Here is a 16,168-nt window from a genome sequence, read left to right on the forward strand (position 1 = left end):
GGAAGCGGAGCGAGGTAGGTGCGGCGCCGTTACGACGCCCGCAAGTCGCGAGCGGCTCTCGCGAACGGTGTGTCTCAGCCGAACAGCTTGTAAATATTGGCGCCTTGCTGAGACTGGTTCAATTGGATCAGCTCATCAGCCACTCGGCGCTTTTCAGCTTGGCATGCCGCCACGAGTTCTTGATAAAGCGCTACGAGATCCTGGAGTCGCTGACGGATTGTCGAGTCATCATCGCGAGGTTCGACCATCGCAGCTTCGACGACCTGACGGCACTGCAGATCCAGAACGCTAATGGCCGTCCAATCCTGCTGCGCCATCGCATCGCGCAAGGCTGTACCGGTTTCCTCAAGACGTTTGACTGCTGCACTCATGAATCCGCTCCGGATGAACTGGTTACGACCGAACACGTGTAACGACGACACATTATGGCCTGTGCCAAGGTCTTATCGGCACCCTTTGCCATGGCTTTAGCTTTCCAGCAGGAAAGTTTGATCTCAATGCATGTTACGTAGGCCAGTCGGAACGCTGGGTGGTGCGACGGGCTCCCAGGGGCCATCCGGCCGGCCGGCACAGTACCAGTCACCGTCCCAGCGATAATAAAGACGCTCGCGATAGAACATGTCCTTGCCTTCCACTACGTAGACGCCCAGACGATTGTCCCAATGCGCAGCGGCATGCGGGGGCGGCGCGTAACGGGGGTGGCTCTTCTGCGTTGCCGGTGGGCGTGGCGCTGGCGGTGTACGTACAGGTGGAGGACTGGCAACAGGCTCACGCGGCTCGGATATCGGCGGAGGCGGCTGTCGCGTGGGTTCCGATGTTTCATACGGGTTACCGGCGCAGGCGCTCAGCAACAACGCCAGCGTGACGAGACCGCCGGCTTTGGACAAACGATTGACAGCGTTAGAGACCAGCTCCGACATCAGTGCCTCCGCCCTAATTATTTGGGCGTTACGGGTTGATCGATGGTCAGTTTGATCGTGTCTTTGCCATCCGGGGCAACCGGCTCACTGTTACCTTGCCATTCACCCTGAGTAGCGTCCCCATCTCTGGAAATGCGAGCGAACAATCTGACCTGCTCGAAGTTTGACAAGCGAAGCTGCGGAGTCATTGCATCGGCATCGCTCAAATTTACCCTGGCGGGCAGATCGGCAACTGTCAGTCGCTTGACCGCCAGAGGCATCGGCGGACCTGATACAGCACGAGCGAATACGAACACTGCATCAGTTGGCTGCACTTCCCCAGCCAGTGACGCACCCAGCTGGACATCGACCGTCATACCCGTATCGGCAGCAGCAATAGGAGCCTTGCTGCCAGCTTGGTCACCGGCCTTGAGTGAAGGCTCACCCATCTGCTCGCGAGCCCTGGCGATGCCGCCCTGAATTGCTTCACGCGATGGGTCCTCAGCCGGCAGTGTCGCCACAAGCCGCTCCCAGAATCCGATGGCCTCTTCGAAACGCTCGTCTTCGTAGGCAGCAATACCCAGCAAGCCGAGACTGGTGACTTCGTGCAGATCTCCCTTCAAAGCTTCATCGGTTAGCGCCTGCATCTGTGCGGACCATTGGCGGTCTTCGGCGAAGTAAAGCGCCTGGGCCCATTGACCCAGAACGTCGGGCTCGCGCCCCGCCAGCTTGACGACCTGCTCATACGCGCCCGCAGCATCCGCCGGCCGTTCCTGATTCATGTAGGTTCTGGCCAGGAAATACCATGCCTCAGTGGACTCGGGTTGAGCTTTTACCGCCCGCTCCAAGCGCTCGATCATCTCCGCCATCGATCCAGGCTGCTCGGTGAACTCACGCGCCAGCTGTAACTTGTCGCTGGCGCCCCAGTGCATATAGAGCCCATAACCCAACAGCGGGACCAGGACAGCGGCGATCAACGGAATCGCCCGACCCAGATTGCTGATGCGATGAGTCTCTCCGCCCTCGGTGTCATCCAGCAGCTCCCGTGCGGCATCGGCACGTCCGGCCTCGAACTGTTCGGGCGTCAAGGTCCCCGCTGAGCGTTGCGTGGCCAGCTCGCCCAGCCGCTCTTCGTAGAGCGCAACGTTAAGCGCTGTCCGATCCTCTTCGGCTTGGGCGCGATGCCCTCGAAGCAATGGGAGTAACAGGAACGCCAGGGCAGCCAGTAAAAGCAGGCTCGCACCTATCCAGAAATCGATCATGGGTCTTTTTTATCCAGCAGCGTAGCCAGGCGCGCGCGCTCGGCTTCGGAGAGAGAATTGGATGCCTGCGCTTCGGATCCACGACGACGCCGTCGAAGGATCACCGCCAGCACCACGAAACCAAGCACCAGCAATGCGATCGGGCCGTACCAGAGCAGCAGCGTCTTGGCATTGACTGGCGGCTTGTACCGCACGAAGTCGCCATAGCGGTCTACCAGGTAATCGACGATCTGCTCGTTGCTCTTGTCTTCTTCCAGCATGCGGAAAATTTCGCGACGCAGGTCCATGGCAATCGGCGCATTGGAATCGGCGATGTTCTGGTTCTGGCACTTGGGGCAACGCAGCTCTTCGACCAGCGTGCGATATCGTTGCCGTTCTGCCTCATCCCTGAACTCGTAAGCGTCGATCGCAGCATGTGCGGCGCCCACCAGGCAAAACGCCAGCAGGATGCCCTGAATCAGCTGTTTCATTCGTCCACCAGTTCCTGATACAGCGCCGCCAGTTTCTCGCGCCAGACGCGCTCATCGATTACGCCGACATACTTGTGGCGGATGATGCCCTGCTTGTCGACGATGAAGGTTTCCGGCGCGCCGTATACACCGAGATCCAGGCCCAGCGTTCCTTGCTCATCGCGGATGTTCAGCTGATAGGGATCGTGGAAATCCTTGAGCCATTTCTGTGCAGCGACATTGTCATCTTTGTAATTGACGCCGTGGATGACCACGCCTTGTGAAGCAAGCTTGTTGAGCACAGGGTGCTCCACCTTGCAGGCCACACACCAGGTCGCCCACACGTTGACCAGCGCTGGCTTGCCTTTGATTTGCTCCGCGCTGATCAGCTGCTGCTGATCCTCTACAGAAGGCAGAGAAAACGCAGGAAGCGGCTTGCCGATCAGCGCAGAGGGCAACTCGGTCGGATCCAGGAACAGACCGCGATAGAGAAAAACTGCGACGACCAGAAAGACCGCCAGTGGCAACAGCATCAGTAGTCTTTTCATGAGTCAGGCTCCTTGCTGCGCCAGACCGAGTGTCTCGCGCACGCGATTTCTGACTTTCACCCGGTAGCGCTTGTCACTGACGGAAAGTACGCCGCCCAGTGACATCATCAGCGCGCCCAGCCAGATCCAGCGAACGAACGGTTTGATATGCACCCGTACGGCCCACGCGCCGTCTTCCAGCGGTTCGCCCAAAGCCACATACAAATCACGGGTGAAGCCTGCATCGATCCCTGCCTCGGTCATCGGCATCTGCTGCACGGTGTAAAGGCGTTTCTCCGGGTGCAAGGTGGCGACCTGCTTGTCACCTTCGAAAACGCGGATGGTGCCTTTATCAGAGGTGAAGTTGGGACCATCGAAATGCGTGGCGCCGTCGAAGACGAAGCTGTAGCCGCCCAGCTCGAGTGACTCACCCGGCGACAGGCGCAGGTCGCGCTCGTCGCTCTGTTGGCTCGTGAGCACCACACCCAACGCGCAGACTACCAACCCAAGGTGTGCCAGTTGCATGCCCCAATAGCTCGGCGCGAGGCTCCGTACACCTTTGATCAACCCCTTGTGACGTGTCTTGTCGAGCAGGTCACGCACGCTGGCGGAGACCACCCAGGCAGCCAGCAGGCATACCGCCAAAACCGCCCAATGGAAGTCACCGAACAGCATCGAGCCAAGCCCACCCAAAACGGCACTGCTGATCAATACCGGCGTGAGCATGCCAAACAGCCATTTCGCCGGCGTGTCTTTCCAGCGGACCAGGACTCCTACACCCACAGCCAGCATCAGGGCGCCCACGAGCGGCAGGAACATCGCATTGAAGTAAGGAGGACCAACGGAGAGTTTGGTATCCGATAGCGCATCGAGCAGCAACGGATACAACGTACCCAGCAGGATCATGGACGTGGCGACGACCAACAGCAGGTTGTTGACCAGCAGTAGGGTTTCGCGTGACCACAGGCCGAAACTGATCTGGCTTTTAACCACTGGCGCGCGCAGTGCGAACAGGGTCAGCGACCCCCCCACTACCAGCAGCAGGAAGGCCAGTATGAAGACGCCGCGTTCCGGATCGGTAGCGAAGGCGTGCACCGAGGTGAGCACCCCGGAGCGCACCAGAAAGGTACCCAGCAGGCTGAGCGAGAATGCGGCAATGGCGAGCAGAACCGTCCAGCTCTTGAACACGCCGCGCTTTTCGGTCACGGCCAGCGAGTGAATCAAGGCAGTACCAACCAGCCACGGCATGAAAGATGCGTTTTCAACCGGGTCCCAGAACCACCAGCCGCCCCAGCCCAACTCGTAATAGGCCCACCAGGAGCCGAGGGCGATACCTGTTCCTAGAAAGGCCCAGGCGATCAGCGTCCAGGGGCGCGACCAACGTGCCCAGGCCGCATCCAGACGACCGCCAAGCAGTGCAGCGATCGCAAAGGCGAAGGCGACCGAGAAGCCGACATAGCCCATGTAGAGCATCGGCGGATGCACCACCAGGCCGAAATCCTGGAGCAGAGGATTGAGATCGCGCCCGTCCATCGGCGCCTGCGGCAGTAACCGCGCGAACGGGTTGGAAGTGACGATCAGAAACAGCAGGAAGCCAATACTGATCAAGCCCATTACACCTAGAACGCGAGCCAGCATGTCCTCGGGCAGCTGGCGCGAGAAAATCGCGACCGCGAATGTCCAGGCAGAAAGGATGAAGGCCCACAGCAACAGCGAACCCTCGTGAGCACCCCACACTGCGCTGAACTTGTAATACCAGGGCAGTGCGCTGTTGGAGTTCTGCGCGACATAGGCCACGGAGAAGTCATCCACCATGAACGCATAGGTGAGGCACGCGAACGAGAATGCAAGGAAGGAGAACTGCCCCCAGGCCGCCGGCTGCGCCAAGCCCATCCACTGGCTGTCGCCCCGCCAAGCACCGATTAGAGGAAGCGTGCCCTGCACGATCGCCAGACATAGCGCCAGGATCATGGCCAGATGGCCGAGCTCAGGGATCATTTCGCATACTCCTGCTTTCCGCCTTCGTAATGCTTCATCATCCCGCTCTTCTCCAGCGCCTGAGTGACTTCCGGGGGCATGTAGTTTTCGTCGTGCTTGGCCAGAACCTCGTCGGCAACCAATACACCGTCTGCGTTGACGCGCCCCAAGGCAACGATGCCCTGCCCTTCGCGGAACAGGTCGGGAAGAATGCCCTGATACTGGATGGTGACCGTCTCGTTGTTATCCGTGACACGGAAGGCCACGGTCAGCGAATCCTTGCTGCGCGATACCGACCCATTTTCTACCAGCCCACCGGCGCGGATTCGCGTGCCTTCCGGCGCTTCGCCAGCGGCGATCTGAGTCGGCGTATAGAAAAGGTTGATGTTCTCTTGCAGAGCAGACAACGCCAGCGTCACCGCAACACCCACACCGGCCAGAATGGCCAGAATGATGAACAGACGCTTCTTGCGCACAGGATTCACTTCATATCCTCCCGGCGCATGCGGCGCGCCTCGTCTTGCAGATAACGCCGACGCGCCATTAGGGGTAGCGCCACGTTCAGAATCAGGACCGCCAGGCTGATGCCGTAGGACGTCCAGACGTACAGACCATGGTTGCCCATGGCGATGAATTCGGAAAACGACGAGAAATTCATGACTTCTTACCTACCAAGGCCTTCACCTCGGCCTTGACCCAGCTGCTACGAGACTCGCGACGCAACACTTCGAGTCGCATGCGCATCAGCAGCACCAGGGTGAAAAAGCAGTAAAAGCCGAGCACCATGACCAGCAGCGGCAACCACATCTCCGCCGGCATGGCAGGCTTTTCGGTCACGGTAAAGGTGGCTGGCTGATGCAAGGTGTTCCACCACTCCACCGAATATTTGATGATCGGGATATTCACTACACCTACGATGGAAAGCACGGCACAGGCCTTGGCAGCGCTGTCACGGTTTGAAATGGCCTGCCCCAGCGCGATGATGCCGAAGTACAGAAAGAGCAGAATCAGCATCGACGTCAGTCGCGCATCCCATACCCACCATGCACCCCACGTGGGCTTGCCCCACACCGCCCCTGTAAGCAGCGCGATGAACGTCATCCAGGCACCAATGGGCGCCGCCTGCTGCAAAGCGACGTCGGCCAACTTCATCTTCCAGACCAGCCCGACGACACCCGCCACCGCAAGCATTACGTAGATAGACTGCGCCAGAAAAGCAGCCGGCACATGTATATAGATGATCCGAAAGCTGTTGCCCTGCTGATAATCCTGCGGCGCGAATGCCAAGCCCCAGACCACCCCTACGCTGACAAGCAGTAACGCCGCCCAGCCCAGCCAGGGCATCCAGCGGCTGCTGATCTCGTAAAACCATTTGGGCGAACCCAGCTTGTGGAACCATGTCCAGTTCATAGAACCCGCCTCACATTCAGCACGCACGCCGATACTGCCTCGAAACCGGACCCATGACGCTTGTTCGGGATCAGTAAACTCGTCGTTGTTGAAGCCGCTCGTCCATCATCGGCGAGGCGCGCTCCGCTATCGGGTAAATCCATCGTGCAATCCGTCATTCGCCGACGCTTATTTTCAAGCCGGCCGCTATCGCGAAGGGTGTCAGGGTAACGGCTAAAGCGGTCAGGCTGGAAAGCCATAACAGATAACCGAGTGCGGGCAGCCCCTGCAGCGCGGCCTGCAATGCACCGCTGCCCAAAATGAGTACCGGGATGTAGAGCGGGAGAATAAGCAGAGCCAACAGCAGGCCACCGCGCTTGAGTCCAACAGTCAGTGCCGCGCCAACCGCACCGAGCAAACTCAGAACCGGCGTACCCAATAGCAGCGACATCAGCAGAACCGGCAGTGCGCTGACCGGCATTCCCAGCATGAGCCCCAGCAATGGCGCCAGCAAAACCAGCGCCAACCCAGAGAAGGCCCAGTGTGCCAGTACCTTGGCGAGGACCAGAAGCGCCAAGGGGTGCGGCGAAACGACCCACTGCTCGAGCGAGCCGTCCTCGAAATCACTGCGGAACAGCCCGTCTAGCGAGAGCAATACAGCTAATAGTGCCGCTACCCAGATCAGCCCGGGCGAAATGGTCTGTAGCAATTGCGATTCGGGCCCGACGGCAAGCGGAAACAAGGCAATGACAATGGCAAAGAACACCAGAGGGTTTGCCAGTTCAGCCGGCCGGCGAAACAGCAGGCGCGATTCACGTGCCAGCAGCAAGGTGAAGACATTACTCATGCGGCACGCTGCCCGAGGTCGATCTCGCGGAAACCTGCCGGTTTCTCATTTAGAGAATGATGAGTGGTAAGCACCACCATGCCACCCTCCTCACAATGCACCGCCAGATGCCGCTCAAGCTGCGCGACCCCGCTTTTGTCGAGAGCGGTGAAAGGCTCATCCAGAATCCAGAGGGGTGGTGGTGAAAGATACAGCCGGGCGAGACCCACGCGTCGTTGCTGGCCTGCTGAAAGCGTATGACAGGGAACGTCTTCGAAGCCGCGCAACCCAACGGAATCCAGGGCTTGCCAGATTGCGTCGCGTGTCGCAGGTTGATGCAGTGCGCACAGCCAGCTGAGGTTTTCTTCAGAGGTGAGCAGGCCTTTGATGCCGGCCGCATGACCGATCCACAAGAGGCTGCGGGCCAGTTCACCGCGCTGGCTCTCGAGATCGCTACCGTTGAGCAACACCTTCCCAGCGGTGGGTTGCATGAGACCAGAAAGCAATCTCAGCAGGCTGGTCTTGCCACTGCCGTTGGGGCCGGCGATCTGCAACATTTCCCCTTTAGCGATCTGCAGGTCTAACCTCTCGAACAGAAGGCGCCAGTCTCGCTCGCATGTAAGCGCCACTGCTTCTAGGAAGGGACTGGACACGCTAGGGCCACCTCAAGATGAAAGGAGCCCGGCCGTTACACCGTGGTACGCCGGGCGGCCGGAATTATACATGCCGAACCCTGGCGCCAAAGGCCGCAATGTCGAAAGGTTGTAAGAGCATTTAAGTAAGATGACCGAGATCAAAAGCACTCCGGCAATCCCCGCCTCCGGACCGTCTCGCCCGGCAGCGGCGGCGGCTGATCTGGCGTTGAAACTGCTGCAACCGATGCAGGGGCTGTTGCTGGCCGGAGAAAGCGCCGAGGCTGAAGTTGTCAGCATCAAAGAGGCACTGCAGAGCTTTCAGCTGACGCTGCGCCTGACTCTTGCCAACGGCAGGCAGGCGACCGTCGAAACCAGCAGTCCCCGCGCCGCTGCACCAGGTGCGGCCATGCTGATCACGGCCGTATCCGACACCCGTCTGCTGGCCGCACTGCAAGCCGGCAGTAGACAGCCGCAGAGCAGCATCGACCTGTCTCAGTTGCCAGTAGGCAGTGTGGTGCAAGGCAAGGTTACCGCCAGTCAGCAGGTCCAGCAGGATGGAAAGATCCTGTTCAAGGTCGTAATCAGCCTGCTCAACTCGCCGCTGGCCGGACAGAAGCTCAACGTCGAATCGGCCATGCCTCTTGCGCCGGGCAGCCTGATAACAGCGCGCGTTCAGGGTGATCAATCGTTAGCGTTCATGCCGCTCAGTGGTCGGCTCGATCAGCTCCTGCTGGGCCAGCAGCTGACCGCACAGCACAGCCGACAGGGATCGATGGAGGGTTTGCTTGGCGCGCTTGGTTCTGGCAATGCCGTGCCTGAACAACTGCGCGGTGCAGCTGAACGACTGCTTGGCCTGATCCCGGACATGCAGAAACTCGGCGACGCCAAGGTCCTCGCACAAGCATTGGCCAGGAGCGGTGTGTTCCTCGAGAGCGGTCTGCTCAGCGGCGAAGCGGACAACCTGCCCGCCGATATGAAAGCCTCCCTGCTTCGCCTGATTGCTCAACTGCCGGGCCTTCCGGGCGGCGGGCAAATGGCTGCCGCTCAAGCAGGCGCTGCGCTGGGTCAGGCCTTACCTGCTTTCGCCCGCAACGCGCTTGGCGCGCTGGGGCAGCCGAACATTCGGCAACAGGCTCAGAGCTTTCCACTGCCGGGACGGTTGCTTTCCGGTGCCGATGAGGAAGCTGATCTGGAGTTGATACTGAAGCTCGCTGCGGCCGCGGTATCGCGCCTGCAAACTCACCAGCTATCGAGCCTTGCCCAGACCCAAACCAACCCGGACGGTACGCAGGTGACGACCTGGCAGATAGAGGTGCCAATGCGCGACCAGCGAGACATCGTCCCGCTACAGGTAAAATTCCAGCGCGAAGAAGAGGCCCAGCAAAATCGCAAGGAGAAAACCGAAACACTCTGGAAGGTCGAACTCGCCTTCGATGTCGCGCCTCTCGGCCCACTTCAGGTACAAGCGCAGCTGCTACAGGGCAGCCTGTCGAGCCAGATTTGGGCTGAGAACAGCCGCACCGCTGCGCTGATCGCGGCAGAACTCGATCACCTGCGCCAGCGACTGGTCACAGCCGGGTTGAACGTGGGCGAACTGGCTTGCCGACAAGGCACGCCTCCCCAGGGGCCCAGGACTTCCCTAGACCAACGATTCGTGGATGAAACCGCATGAGCGCCAACCCACCACGCCAGGCCATCGCACTGACCTATGACGGGGTGACCACGCCCACCCTGTCTGCCAAGGGCGACGACGAGCTGGCCGAAGCTATTTTGGCCATCGCCCGCGAGCACGATGTACCCATCTATGAAAACGCCGAGCTCGTCAAGCTATTGGCACGCCTGGAATTGGGTGATGCGATCCCCGAGGCGCTTTACCGCACCATCGCCGAGATCATCGCCTTCGCCTGGTACTTGAAAGGCAAATGCCCACCCGGCTTTACCGATCGCCAAACGACACCGGACATGCCCGACATCCCGCGGCTCAATGCACCCAGGCATTAAGCGTAGCGACATCTTTTAGCTGAGCTTTCTGCTGCGGCAAGTCCGCCAGCATCCACGCGAAATAGCCTTGGCGGAAATAGAACACCTGCTGGTATCCCCACTGGACCGCGAGCCGAACCGCCTCGGCGCTGGCCGGACAGACTTCACTGTCGCAATACACCACGAGCGGGACGCTTCTTGGCCACTCCGAACGGGAAAGGCCAAAGAACTCGTGCGCCAGATCCATGTTCACCGCACCCTCTACATGTCCCCATGCCCATTCGCGTCGGGGACGAACGTCGACGAACACCGCGCCAAGCTCATGGAGTTGCTTGGCTTGGGAGACGCTGATGGTCATCGCACCATCAATCTCAACGGGTGCTTCAGCCGCATTAAGCCAAGCGGGACTTGCCAACAGACACAGCATCAGAATGCGCAGCATCACATCCTCCTTGCTCACAGGCACAGGCGAGCACCGGACATGGCGAAGCCTTGTCCAGATTGGAGGGATTAATGATTGTAATGTTCCCTGCACTGACCAGCGGGCAGCGCCGAGATGCCGAAAGGATATGAGGCGGAGGCTAGTCCGGCTTGCGGCGCCCCTGATGCAGTTTGCGCATCAGTTCAGCTTCCGACTGGGACAGGCCACAAGATTGCGTCAGATCATCAACGCTGGCACCCATACCGACCAGTTTGGCAGCCTGGGAGAACACGAAATTGTTCGGATCGCGTTGCTCCAGCTTGCTGAATTTGTCCGGCAGCGGCGATACGACGCGAGACAGCTCGTGCAGCTCCTTGCCCATGCGCACACTGCCTTTGAGGTAGGTGTCCAGCCGAGCGGCCAGCACCTTGATTCGCTCGTCGCGAGCGGCGTTTTCACGCGCTTGCAGCTCGGCTTGCTGTCGCTGGCGCCTAAACAGCCAGATGCAGCAGCCGAGCAGTCCCAGGCAGCACAGCGCAAGCACGACGACCGCAGCCACCAGCGACGCAATCATGACTCAGATGCTCTCAAGTTCCGCCCATTCTTCTTCGCTCATCATCTTGTCCAGTTCGACAAGAATCAGCAGCTCGTTGTTCTTGTTGCATACGCCCTGGATGAACTTGGCCGACTCGTCGTTACCGACGTTAGGGGCTGTCTCGATCTCTGACTGGCGGAGATAAACAACCTCGGCCACGCTATCGACCAGAATGCCGACGACCTGGCGATCCGCTTCGATAATCACGATACGGGTATTGTCCGACACAGGCGCGGTTTCCAGTCCGAACCGTTGACGCGTGTCGATCACGGTGACCACGTTGCCACGCAGGTTGATGATGCCAAGCACATAGCTGGGCGCACCCGGCACCGGTGCGATTTCGGTATAGCGCAACACTTCCTGAACCTGCATCACATTGATGCCATAGGTCTCGTTGTCCAGACGGAAGGTTACCCACTGCAGGACCGGATCATCGGAACCCTGTGCGGAAGTCATCTTCATAGCCCCACCTCTTCATGTACCGCGATGGCGGTCGATTCTATCGATTGCTCGGGGCGCTTGCGTGCCCCTGTGATTGTTCAATTCGTTACGACGGCACGCCCTTGAGATGACGCGTTGCGCCGCTGGCTATGAGCTCAGCAAGCGCAGCCACGTCTACCAGCGCGCACATATGGTCGATCACCGTGCCGGCCAGCCATGGCCGCTGCGAGCGCTGCGAGCGCCATTTCACTTCCTTGGGGTCCAATCGAATCGAGCGACTGACTTGATGTACCGCCAGCCCCCATTCATACCCCTGTACCGATATCACGTATTGAAGACCATCTCGGAAATCATCGCGATACCGTTCAGCCATGACCCACCGCGCGGTATCCAGCACCTTCAGGTTGCCAGCCTGACTCGGCAGTATGCCGAGGAACCAGGAAGGCTGGCCAAACAGCGGCGTCAGATCATGTCCGGCAAGCGGATAGATCGAACCGAGGCTTACCAGCGGCACGGCCAAGGTGAGGCCGGCCACGTCGAACAGCAAGCACTCGAACGGCTCCTCGCCCCATTCGGGCTGGCTGTTCATTCGGGCAGGCGGTCCACCAGGCGTCTGGTCCTGGGATACGAAGTCAGCAATCGGCTCGACCGGCACGGGTGGCGCTTGTGGCGGCAGCTCCGGCGGCAGCTCAAGCAATACCTCCGGCTCGACCACTATTGGCGCGATCATCGGCTCGGGTGCAGGCTCGGGCTCAGGCATGACGACCTGAAGCATCGGAACCACGCGCTGAACGTCGCGCTGCTGCTCCTCGAGCACAGCTGCCTGGAACTCGTCGTGACTGACCGACTCGGTCAGCCCAATGACAGCATCCTGCAAAAGCGCGTCGAGATACGACTGCAACGTCTGTTGTGAACGGCTTTCTTTAAGAACGGTACGGCTCATGAAACCAACTCGTGCGAACCCACTGGATAGGCTATCGGCCGCAACAACGCCGAACTTGAACCACGGAGATGCCCGTACGTCGTCATTCAGGCCACCTGCGGCGAGGCTTGTGCAGCCAGAAGGGTCTTGAGCAGCGCGCGATATGCCAGCACACCGCGGCTGTTCGGATCATGCTGGGACGGCGTGACACCTGCGCGACTTGCATCACGCAAGCGAGTGTCGATCGGTATGAATGCCTGCCAGAGATGCTCCTGGTAGCCGTTGCGCAACACCTTGAGCGTGTTCATCGATGCCTGCGTACGCCGGTCGAACATGGTCGGCACTATGGTGTAAGGCAACGCCTGGCGACGGGACCGGTTGATCATTTTCAGCGTGCTGACCATCCGCTCCAATCCCTTCATCGCCAGAAATTCGGTTTGCACAGGGATGACCAACTGCTGGCTGGCCGCCAACGCGTTGACCATCAACACGCCAAGCAATGGGGGGCTGTCGATAATCGCGTAATCGAAATCCTGCCAGAGTTGCGACAGGCTTTTGGCGATGACCAGGCCCAGCCCGTTCTGCCCGGGCGATTGGCGCTCCAGCGTCGCCAGGATGGTGCTCGACGGCAGCAACGAAAGACGCTCATGACTGGTCGGCAACAGCAATTGCCTGGGCAGGCCTTCAGGCACCACGCCCTGATGCTGAAACAGGTCGAAGACGCTGTGCTCGAGGTTATCGGGATCATGTCCGAAATAGCTCGTCATCGAGCCATGGGGGTCGAGATCGAGCGCGACGACCCGTTTGCCGGCATCAGCCAGCAAGCCCGCAAGCGCAATGGAGGTCGTGGTCTTACCCACCCCGCCTTTTTGATTGGCAACAGCCCAGACTCTCATAACTCTCTTTCCATCCGGATTGAACCAGACCGGGAACGGCCGTGCCGGCAGCGCCGACGACGGAGAATTGACGACACCGCGTTCGGTGCCTAACGAGGAGAAGGAACAGCACGTTGTGTGCCAGATTGAACCGTCCCGTCCACCGCTCGCGCATTTCCGCTACCAACCCCGCTGACACTGCGGCGTACATCCAGGTTGCGGGATATGACGAGAATCACCCGCCGGTTACGCGCCCTTCCCTCTGCAGTAGCGTTATCGGCAATGGGCTGAAATTCTCCATAGCCCACTGCGGCCAAGCGGGACGGATCGACACCATCGGCCGCCAGCATGCGCACCACACTGCCTGCGCGGGCCGCAGAGAGCTCCCAGTTGGTTGGAAACTTGTCGGTATTAATGGGCAGGTTGTCGGTAAAGCCTTCCACGTGTATCGGGTTATCGAACGGTGCCAGAATCCCGGCGACTTTTTCCAGCAGATCGAACGCATGATTGTTCGGCAGCGCATCCCCGCTGGGGAAGAGCAGGCTCGAATTCAGCTCGATCTCGACCCAGAGTTCGTTACCACGCACCGTGATCTGTTTCGAGTCGATGAGGTCGGCAAAGGCCTGCTGCATGCTTTGCATGATGCTTTGCAGCGGATCGATGGGGTCCTGCGATGACAGTGGCTCGTCAACCTGCGAGATATCGGGCTGAGTGGTTCGAGGTCGTTCTTCTCCAATCGGTATCGGCTTGACCGCACGGTCGACCTGGCTGAACACGCCTACCAGCGAATCCGACAGGATCTTGTACTTGCCTTCATTGAGCGAAGAGATCGAATACATCACCACGAAGAAGGCAAACAGCAACGTGATGAAGTCCGCGTAGGAAACCAGCCAGCGCTCGTGGTTTTCCGGCTCCTCATGAGTGCGACGGCGGCCCATTCAGAAGCCTCCGGGGTTTTGCGCGCAGCTCAAGCAGCACGGCGTGACAGACCCTGGGCGGACGGCAGTTGTGACTTGAGCCTTTACCATGTTCGTTCCCAGGACCGCAGCGGCGATGGCGCCGTTGGCATTCCGTCAGTTAATCGATGAAGCCCTGGAGCTTCATTTCGATCGAGCGAGGGTTCTCACCCTCGGCAATCGATAGAACGCCTTCGAGCAGCATTTCACGATAGGCCGTCTGCTTCTGCACCACGCTTTTGAGCTTGTTGCCCATCGGCAGCACCAGCAGGTTCGCGAAAGCCACACCGTAGATAGTGGCTACGAACGCAACGGCAATACCACTTCCGAGTTGACTAGGGTCAGCAAGATTGCCCATTACGTGAATCAGGCCCATCACGGCGCCGATGATGCCTACGGTCGGCGAATAGCCGCCCATGCTTTCGAACACCTTTGCCGCACGCAGATCACGGGTTTCCTGGGTATACAGGTCCACCTCGAGAATACTGCGGATCACCTCTGGCTCGGCACCATCGACCAGCAACTGCAGGCCCTTGCGGGCGTAGGGATCAGGTTCGGTCTCGGCAATAGGCTCGAGCCCCAGCAACCCTTCCTTGCGCGCCGTGGCGCTCCAGCCCGTAACCAGGCTGATGCCACGGGTCATGTCGATCGGCGGCGGGAACAGTATCCAGCTCACGACCGACATGGCACGCATGAAAACAGCCATGGGGGTCTGCAGCAGGACTGCCCCGAGCGTACCGCCGAGCACGATTAATGCCGCTGGCCCATTCAATAGCGCGGAAACATGGCCGCCCTCGAGAAAGTTACCTCCGACGATCGCAACGAACGCGAGAACCAGCCCGATAAGGCTGAGCACATCCATCAGAGGCACGCCTCACTCAAATGCCGGCCGATGTCGTCGAGCCCGTAAACCGCGTCGCTGAGATTGGCTTTCACAACCGCCATCGGCATGCCGTAGATCACGCAGCTGGCTTCATCCTGCGCCCATACCTGGCTTCCGCTCTGCTTGAGCATGCGCGCCCCTTCACGACCATCGGCACCCATTCCGGTCAGCACGACCGCAAGCACCTTGTCGCCGAACGCCTTGGCAGCAGAGCCAAAGGTGACGTCTACACAGGGTCGATAATTGAGTCGCTCATCCCCCGGCAGGATCCGCACTGCGCCACGTCCATCGACCATCATCTGCTTACCGCCCGGGGCCAGCAGCGCGAGGCCGGGACGCAACAGGTCACCGTCTTCGGCTTCCTTGACGCTGATCTTGCACAGTTTGTCCAGGCGCTCAGCGAAAGCTTTGGTGAAGGCAGCCGGCATATGTTGAATGAGCACGATGGGCGCCGGGAAATTGCCAGGCAGTTGCGTCAGTACGCGTTGAAGCGCTACTGGGCCGCCGGTCGAAGTACCAATGGCCACCAACTTATATGACTTGCGCCGGGGCGCTGGCACGGGCGCGGAATGTGCCGGTGCAGTGGACCGAGCAGCGGGTGTAGCAGCCGGAGCACTACTGGCCGGACGTGCCCCATATGCCGGAGCTGCCGGCGCCGTGGCAGGTGAACTGGCTGTGCTGCTGAAGCGCCGATTGCTGCGCGAGATAGTATGAATTTTCTCGCAGAGCAGTTGCTTGACCTTGTTCGGGTTGCGCGAGATGTCCTCGAAATTCTTCGGCAGAAAGTCGACTGCGCCGGCGTCAAGCGCATCGAGCGTAACCCGCGCGCCTTCGTGAGTAAGCGAAGAGAACATCAGCACCGGTGTCGGACACCGCTGCATGATCTGCCGGACCGCCGTGATGCCATCCATCATCGGCATCTCATAGTCCATGGTGATGACGTCCGGTTTCAGCGCCAGCGCCTGGTCGATTGCCTCACGCCCGTTGGTAGCGGTGCCAATCACCTGAATATTGGGATCTGAGGAAAGAATCTCCGAAACACGGCGGCGGAAGAAGCCGGAATCGTCCACCACCAGGACCTTGACTGCCATAAAACACTCCTAGCGACAGCGGTCCGTTTAAAACCGCTTG

General features: G+C 59.8%; 21 protein-coding genes. 2 read left to right on the forward strand and 19 right to left on the reverse strand.

All coding sequences use genetic code 11. The annotated features are described in order from the left end of the window. Window positions 1-74: 74 nt before the first annotated feature. The 11 genes from fliT to ccmA form a co-directional block, all read right to left on the reverse strand. Window positions 75-371, reverse strand: coding sequence for a flagellar protein FliT (gene fliT / locus NA619_RS01775; protein WP_255959332.1), 297 nt, complete (start codon window positions 369-371; stop codon window positions 75-77). A 123-nt stretch (window positions 372-494) separates the two neighbouring features. Then, the gene (locus NA619_RS01780; RefSeq protein WP_255959334.1) at window positions 495-920 is read right to left on the reverse strand and encodes a hypothetical protein; all 426 of its coding nucleotides are present in this window, start codon (window positions 918-920) and stop codon (window positions 495-497) included. A 17-nt stretch (window positions 921-937) separates the two neighbouring features. After that, a complete protein-coding gene (gene ccmI / locus NA619_RS01785) occupies window positions 938-2,161 on the reverse strand; it encodes a c-type cytochrome biogenesis protein CcmI (protein ID WP_255959336.1) in 1,224 nt (407 codons plus the stop codon). Further along, window positions 2,158-2,631: a cytochrome c-type biogenesis protein gene (locus NA619_RS01790; protein WP_255959338.1), complete on the reverse strand. Its 474-nt coding sequence runs from the start codon at window positions 2,629-2,631 to the stop codon at window positions 2,158-2,160. Before NA619_RS01790 ends, ccmI begins: the two co-directional genes overlap by 4 nt. Continuing rightward, window positions 2,628-3,158, reverse strand: a complete 531-nt coding sequence (locus NA619_RS01795) for a DsbE family thiol:disulfide interchange protein (RefSeq protein WP_255959340.1) — start codon at window positions 3,156-3,158, stop codon at window positions 2,628-2,630. Before NA619_RS01795 ends, NA619_RS01790 begins: the two co-directional genes overlap by 4 nt. A 3-nt stretch (window positions 3,159-3,161) precedes the next feature. After that, a complete protein-coding gene (locus NA619_RS01800) occupies window positions 3,162-5,135 on the reverse strand; it encodes a heme lyase CcmF/NrfE family subunit (RefSeq protein ID WP_255959342.1) in 1,974 nt (657 codons plus the stop codon). Beyond that, entirely contained in the window at window positions 5,132-5,599 is a 468-nt protein-coding gene (ccmE, locus tag NA619_RS01805) for a cytochrome c maturation protein CcmE (RefSeq protein ID WP_255959344.1), read from the reverse strand. Before ccmE ends, NA619_RS01800 begins: the two co-directional genes overlap by 4 nt. After that, the gene (ccmD, locus tag NA619_RS01810; protein ID WP_255959346.1) at window positions 5,596-5,772 is read right to left on the reverse strand and encodes a heme exporter protein CcmD; all 177 of its coding nucleotides are present in this window, start codon (window positions 5,770-5,772) and stop codon (window positions 5,596-5,598) included. The genes ccmE and ccmD overlap by 4 nt, the downstream gene beginning before the upstream one ends. Further along, window positions 5,769-6,524 (reverse strand): heme ABC transporter permease, encoded by a 756-nt coding sequence (locus NA619_RS01815; RefSeq protein ID WP_255959348.1) that lies wholly within the window; start codon window positions 6,522-6,524, stop codon window positions 5,769-5,771. Before NA619_RS01815 ends, ccmD begins: the two co-directional genes overlap by 4 nt. A gap of 154 nt (window positions 6,525-6,678) precedes the next feature. Beyond that, window positions 6,679-7,350, reverse strand: coding sequence for a heme exporter protein CcmB (gene ccmB / locus NA619_RS01820; protein WP_122164258.1), 672 nt, complete (start codon window positions 7,348-7,350; stop codon window positions 6,679-6,681). Continuing rightward, window positions 7,347-7,982: a cytochrome c biogenesis heme-transporting ATPase CcmA gene (gene ccmA, locus NA619_RS01825; RefSeq protein ID WP_255959350.1), complete on the reverse strand. Its 636-nt coding sequence runs from the start codon at window positions 7,980-7,982 to the stop codon at window positions 7,347-7,349. Before ccmA ends, ccmB begins: the two co-directional genes overlap by 4 nt. Window positions 7,983-8,112: 130 nt before the next feature. Between ccmA and NA619_RS01830 the strand changes: the two genes are divergently transcribed. After that, on the forward strand, window positions 8,113-9,636 hold the full coding sequence (locus NA619_RS01830; protein ID WP_255959352.1) for a flagellar hook-length control protein FliK: 1,524 nt from the start codon (window positions 8,113-8,115) through the stop codon (window positions 9,634-9,636). Further along, complete coding sequence (locus NA619_RS01835) at window positions 9,633-9,965, forward strand: EscU/YscU/HrcU family type III secretion system export apparatus switch protein (RefSeq protein ID WP_255959354.1); 333 nt, start codon at window positions 9,633-9,635, stop codon at window positions 9,963-9,965. The genes NA619_RS01830 and NA619_RS01835 overlap by 4 nt, the downstream gene beginning before the upstream one ends. Here the strand turns inward: NA619_RS01835 and NA619_RS01840 are convergent. The 8 genes from NA619_RS01840 to NA619_RS01875 all read right to left on the reverse strand — a co-directional run bounded on the left by NA619_RS01840 (window position 9,946) and on the right by NA619_RS01875 (window position 16,128). After that, window positions 9,946-10,386 carry a rhodanese-like domain-containing protein gene (locus NA619_RS01840; RefSeq protein WP_255959356.1) on the reverse strand — a complete coding sequence of 147 codons (441 nt, stop codon included), beginning with the start codon at window positions 10,384-10,386 and terminating at the stop codon, window positions 9,946-9,948. The genes NA619_RS01835 and NA619_RS01840 overlap by 20 nt on opposite strands. Window positions 10,387-10,525: 139 nt before the next feature. After that, a complete protein-coding gene (locus NA619_RS01845; RefSeq protein ID WP_255959357.1) occupies window positions 10,526-10,939 on the reverse strand; it encodes a DUF2802 domain-containing protein in 414 nt (137 codons plus the stop codon). A gap of 3 nt (window positions 10,940-10,942) precedes the next feature. Next, window positions 10,943-11,422 (reverse strand): chemotaxis protein CheW, encoded by a 480-nt coding sequence (locus NA619_RS01850; RefSeq protein ID WP_122164264.1) that lies wholly within the window; start codon window positions 11,420-11,422, stop codon window positions 10,943-10,945. An 85-nt stretch (window positions 11,423-11,507) separates the two neighbouring features. Next, window positions 11,508-12,344: a CheW domain-containing protein gene (locus NA619_RS01855; protein ID WP_255959359.1), complete on the reverse strand. Its 837-nt coding sequence runs from the start codon at window positions 12,342-12,344 to the stop codon at window positions 11,508-11,510. An 86-nt stretch (window positions 12,345-12,430) separates the two neighbouring features. Next, complete coding sequence (locus NA619_RS01860) at window positions 12,431-13,219, reverse strand: ParA family protein (RefSeq protein WP_255959361.1); 789 nt, start codon at window positions 13,217-13,219, stop codon at window positions 12,431-12,433. A gap of 89 nt (window positions 13,220-13,308) precedes the next feature. Further along, window positions 13,309-14,136 carry a flagellar motor protein MotD gene (gene motD / locus NA619_RS01865; RefSeq protein WP_255959363.1) on the reverse strand — a complete coding sequence of 276 codons (828 nt, stop codon included), beginning with the start codon at window positions 14,134-14,136 and terminating at the stop codon, window positions 13,309-13,311. A 139-nt stretch (window positions 14,137-14,275) separates the two neighbouring features. Next, the gene (locus NA619_RS01870; RefSeq protein WP_255959366.1) at window positions 14,276-15,016 is read right to left on the reverse strand and encodes a flagellar motor protein; all 741 of its coding nucleotides are present in this window, start codon (window positions 15,014-15,016) and stop codon (window positions 14,276-14,278) included. Then, a complete protein-coding gene (locus NA619_RS01875) occupies window positions 15,016-16,128 on the reverse strand; it encodes a protein-glutamate methylesterase/protein-glutamine glutaminase (protein ID WP_255959368.1) in 1,113 nt (370 codons plus the stop codon). Before NA619_RS01875 ends, NA619_RS01870 begins: the two co-directional genes overlap by 1 nt. Between the last annotated feature and the right edge of the window lie 40 nt (window positions 16,129-16,168).

The organism is Stutzerimonas stutzeri (genome assembly GCF_024448895.1).
Lineage (GTDB): Bacteria > Pseudomonadota > Gammaproteobacteria > Pseudomonadales > Pseudomonadaceae > Stutzerimonas > Stutzerimonas stutzeri_Q.